We start from the raw sequence: 4,254 nt of genomic DNA, 5'->3' as shown, positions 1-4,254 counted from the left end.
CTTGAAGCCGGGAATCGCCGGCGGCTCGTTGGTCGCGCCGACCACCAGATCGGCGCGGCCGTCGCGCAGCGCTTCCCAGGTCCCGCCGAGCACTTCGTGCGTAAAACGCAACGACACGCCCGAGTCGAGCGCGTCGAATGCACGAACGACCGGCAGCAGCGTGTCGAACTCCAGCACCTCGTCGCTGACGATCCACAACCGGTCTTCCCAGCCGCTCGCGACCTGCCGCACGCGCTGCGTCAGCCGCGCGACGTCCAGCGCCAGCCGTGCCGCCTCGTCGGTCAGCAACTGTCCGGCCGGCGTGAGCTGCAGCCGGTAGCCGCGCCGGTCGAACAGCAGCGCGTCGAAGCGCGTTTCGAGCTGGCGCGCCGCGTGCGACACCGTCGACGGCGCCTTGCCGAGCCGCGCGGCCGCGCGCGACAGGCTGCCGGTGGCGCGGATTGCGTCGAGCAGCGCAAGTTCGTCTTCGGACAGCATGGGCACGCTCCGGTGTGGGGTTGTCGTGGATCGTAAGGCAGCAGCGGGCCGAGGTCCAATCGCTCGACGGGGCTGCGGCGTCTGACGATGCCCGCCCCCTGACGGATACCGCCGGGCCAGCGTTGAACGATGCGCCGGTTCGCCTGCCGCCCGCATCGCCCTGTCCGGATTCCTTGCACCGTGACGGCCGGTTCCGGCATCGAGCGAAACCCGCGAAACCGTCACGTCGCGCAGAACCACCGATCCGTGCGCCGACTTCCGGTATGCTGATTGGCACGAAATTACGCCAATCGAGGTAACCACTGCGATGGACATCGCCATCCGCATCGAAGGCCGTCACGACCTGACGGGGCAAATCTTCCGGCAGCTGCGCACCGCGATCGTCGACGGGCGGCTCGCCGGCGGCGCACGGCTGCCGTCGACGCGCGACCTTGCGAAACAGCTCGGCGTATCGCGCAAGACGACCCTCGACGCGTTCGAGCGCCTCGTCGCCGAGGGCTACCTGACGACGCGCGCGGGCGACGGCACGTTCGTCGCCGACGGCCTCGCGCGCGTGCCGCACGCTGCCGCCATGTCGGCACCGTCGCTCGTCGAGGACACGCCGCGTGTCGACGCGGTCGATGCGCGCGCGCTGTGGGACGACCTGCCCGACGCACTCGCGATGCCCACGCCGCAGGATGCGCCCGGCTTCGACTTCCGCGGCGGCGTGACCGACAAGGCGCTGTTCCCGTTCGATGCGTGGCGGCGCTGCCTGCATCACGCACTGCGCCAGCAGATGCGCGGCCCCGCCCAGTACCACGACCCGGCCGGCGATCCGCAGTTGCGCGGCGCGATCGCACGCTACGTCGCGTTCAGCCGCGCGGTCGCGTGCGGCTGGGACGACGTGCTCGTCACGCAGGGCGCGCAACAGGCGCTCGACCTGATCGCCCGCGTCGTCGTGCGGCCCGGCGACGTGGTCGCGGTCGAAGATCCCGGCTATCCGCCCGCGCGCGCCGCGTTCGCGTCGCTCGGCGCGACGGTGATCGGCGTGCCGGTCGACGCGCACGGGCTGGTGACGGAGCGGCTGCCCGACGACGCGCGCCTCGTCTACGTGACGCCATCGCACCAGTTCCCGCTCGGCATGCCGATGACGCTGGACCGGCGCGTCGCGCTGCTCGAATGGGCGCAGCGCCGCCGCGCGGTGATCATCGAGGACGACTACGACGGCGAGTTCCGCTTCGAAGGCCGGCCGGTGGAATCGCTGAAAAGCCTCGACCGCACGGGCCTCGTCGCGTATGTCGGCACGTTCTCGAAGACGATCTTTCCCGAACTGCGGATCGGCTACGCGATTCCGCCGCGCGCGCTGCGCGGCGCGCTGGCCAAGGCGAAGCAGATCGTCGACTGGCATACCTGCACGCTGACCCAGGCGGCGCTCGCGCGCTTCATGCTCGAAGGCGATTTCGCGCGGCACCTGAAGCGCGTGCAGAAGCACTACGATGCGCGCCGCAAGATGCTGATCGCGCATCTGCGCGGCGAGCTCGCGCCGTGGTTCGACGCGATCGTGCCGACCGCCGGCATCCACCTCGCGGCCTACCTGAAGCCGGGGCTCGACGAAGCGGCGCTGGTCCGCGCGGCCCGCGCGCAGGACATCGGCCTGTACGGCATCTCGGCGTTCCACGTCGGCGTGCCGGTGCGTGCCGGGCTGCTGTTCGGCTATGGCGGGATCGACGCGCTGCGCATCGACACGGCGCTCGCGACGCTGGCCGGCCTGCTGGGTTCCGACACCGTCGGCGGCTCGGAACTGGTTACCTGAATTTCCCCGAAATTGGCCATTCTAGCAGGCCAGCATGCGTCCTAAAGTAGGTCCTGTCGCGCCACCGTGCGCCCCAACCGAAAAAGGACCTGCCATGCAACCGCGCCTGAACTTCTATACCGCCAGCCCGAATGCGATCAAGGTGATGCGCAACGCCGAGGAATTCCTCGCGAAGAGCTCGATCGAGAAGCCGCTCGCCGAACTCGTCCGCCTGCGCGCGTCGCAGATCAACGGCTGCGCGTTCTGCGTCGACATGCACACGACCGACGCGCGCAAGGGCGGCGAAACCGACCGCCGCCTGGCCACCGTCGTCACGTGGCGCGAGACGCCGTTCTTCACCGAGCGCGAACGCGCGGCGCTGGAATGGACCGAGGCGCTGACGCTGGTCGCCAGCAACCACGTGCCCGATGCCGTGTGGGAAGCCGTGAAGCCGCATTTCACCGACGAGGAGCTGTTCGACCTGTCGATGCTGATCGCGACGATCAACTCGTGGAACCGCTTCGCGATCGCGTTCCGCAAGATGCCCGAGTAAGGAGACGACGATGACTCACGCTACGCTCCTCCGTCGCGCCGCCCTGTGCGCGTGGCTCGCGGCCGGCGCCGCGCTGCTGCCGGCCGCCGCCCTGGCGCACGACGCCGGCGACAACGTGCACACGATCATGCAGCAAGCCGTGCCCGAAGCGCCCGGCAAGCTCGCCGTCGTCGCGACCGTCGACTATGCGCCCGGCCAGGCTTCCGATGCCCACCGGCACCTCGGCTCGGTGTTCGCGGTCGTGTCGAAAGGCGAAGTGCTGTCGCAGGTGAACGGCGGCCCGCTGCACCGCTACCGCGCCGGAGAAGGCTGGTACGAGGCGCCCGGCTCGCGCCACCAGGTGTCGCGCAACGCGAGTGCGACCGAGCCCGCGCAGATCGTCGTGTTCGGGCTGACCGGCGAACACGTGCCGCTGACGTCGCCGATCGATCAGTGACCGCCTTTCGGGGGCGCGTGCCATTGTCCCGGCACGTGCCCCCGCTTCGCGACCGGGTTGCATGCAGCCGGTTCATGCTGTCGCCCCGCTCGTTCCCCCCGCCGTTTCTCCATTAGCCGCTCCTTACATTCCGCCGCCGGCTTGCTGCGCCGAGCCGCGTCACGTCACATCCCCGCCCACCCGCGTCCCCGTTCGACGCTCGTCTGATCGCGATCAACTCGGGCGAAAACCCTTCCTTGAAATTAACTAACTCATCAATTAGCGTCGATTTCATGAACGCGAAATCCACCGTCGCCAGGCCGCGCGGGCGCCGCCCGTCGGTCGACGATTTCGACCTGCGCGACCACATGCTCGACGTCGCGATGCAGTTGTTCGCCGAGCGCGGGATCGCCGCGACGACCGTCGCGCAGATCGCCGCCGCCGCCGGCGTCACGTCGGCGATGGTCCACTACTACTTCACGAACCGCGAGCAGTTGCTCGACGCGATCGTCGAGGAGCGGCTGGCACAGGTCATCGCGTTCGTGTGGCGGCCGACCGAGCCGCACATCGAAAACGATCCGTTCGCGCTCGTCGCCGAGCTCGTCGACCGCTTCTTCGACGTCACGCACCGCATGCCGTGGCTGCCGTCGATCTGGCTGCGCGAGATCGTCCACGAAGGCGGGCTGCTGCGCGAGCGGATGGTCCGGCGCATTCCGCTCGAACATGTCGGGCGCTTTGCCGAACGCATCCGCGCCGCGCAGCAGGCCGGCACGCTGAACCCCGCGCTCGAACCGGCGTTCCTGTTCCATTCGATCATCGCGCTGGTGATGCTGCCGCTCGCGACCGCGAAACTGTGGCAAAGCGCGCGCGGCCTGCCGCCGATCGACCGCGACGTGCTGCACCGTCATGTCCGCGCGCTGCTCGGTTCGGGCCTGCAGCTTCGCCTGATCCGGCGGACCCGACTTCTTCAGCAGATCGATCGTCTGCTCGTCGCCCGGTGTCAGCGGCTTGCTGTACAGCACCCGATTCAGCAGGCTC

At 69.4% G+C, this 4,254-nt stretch carries 5 protein-coding genes; 4 read left to right on the top strand and 1 reads right to left on the bottom strand.

Going from position 1 to position 4,254, the window contains the following annotated elements; translation table 11 throughout:
• On the bottom strand, positions 1–477 hold a 477-nt coding region (locus G3O06_RS46805), incomplete at its 3' end, for a LysR family transcriptional regulator (RefSeq protein WP_205820143.1).
• Between the two features lie 307 nt (positions 478–784).
• On the opposite strand from G3O06_RS46805, the gene G3O06_RS46800 reads away from it, so the two are divergent.
• The 4 genes from G3O06_RS46800 to G3O06_RS46785 all read left to right on the top strand — a co-directional run.
• A complete protein-coding gene (locus tag G3O06_RS46800) occupies positions 785–2,269 on the top strand; it encodes a PLP-dependent aminotransferase family protein (protein ID WP_205820142.1) in 1,485 nt (494 codons plus the stop codon).
• A gap of 94 nt (positions 2,270–2,363) precedes the next feature.
• Positions 2,364–2,801 carry a carboxymuconolactone decarboxylase family protein gene (locus tag G3O06_RS46795; protein WP_124577788.1) on the top strand — a complete coding sequence of 146 codons (438 nt, stop codon included), beginning with the start codon at positions 2,364–2,366 and terminating at the stop codon, positions 2,799–2,801.
• Between the two features lie 10 nt (positions 2,802–2,811).
• A complete protein-coding gene (locus G3O06_RS46790; RefSeq protein ID WP_205820141.1) occupies positions 2,812–3,237 on the top strand; it encodes a cupin domain-containing protein in 426 nt (141 codons plus the stop codon).
• 272 nt (positions 3,238–3,509) lie between these two features.
• The coding region (locus tag G3O06_RS46785) for a TetR/AcrR family transcriptional regulator (RefSeq protein ID WP_241020601.1) at positions 3,510–4,254 on the top strand (745 nt) is incomplete at its 3' end.

The organism is Burkholderia sp. Ac-20345 (assembly GCF_017104825.1).
GTDB classification, from domain to species: Bacteria; Pseudomonadota; Gammaproteobacteria; order Burkholderiales; family Burkholderiaceae; genus Burkholderia; species Burkholderia lata_B.
Note: the sequence above shows the minus strand (reverse complement) of the source record. Positions and strands in the feature narration are given on the sequence as shown.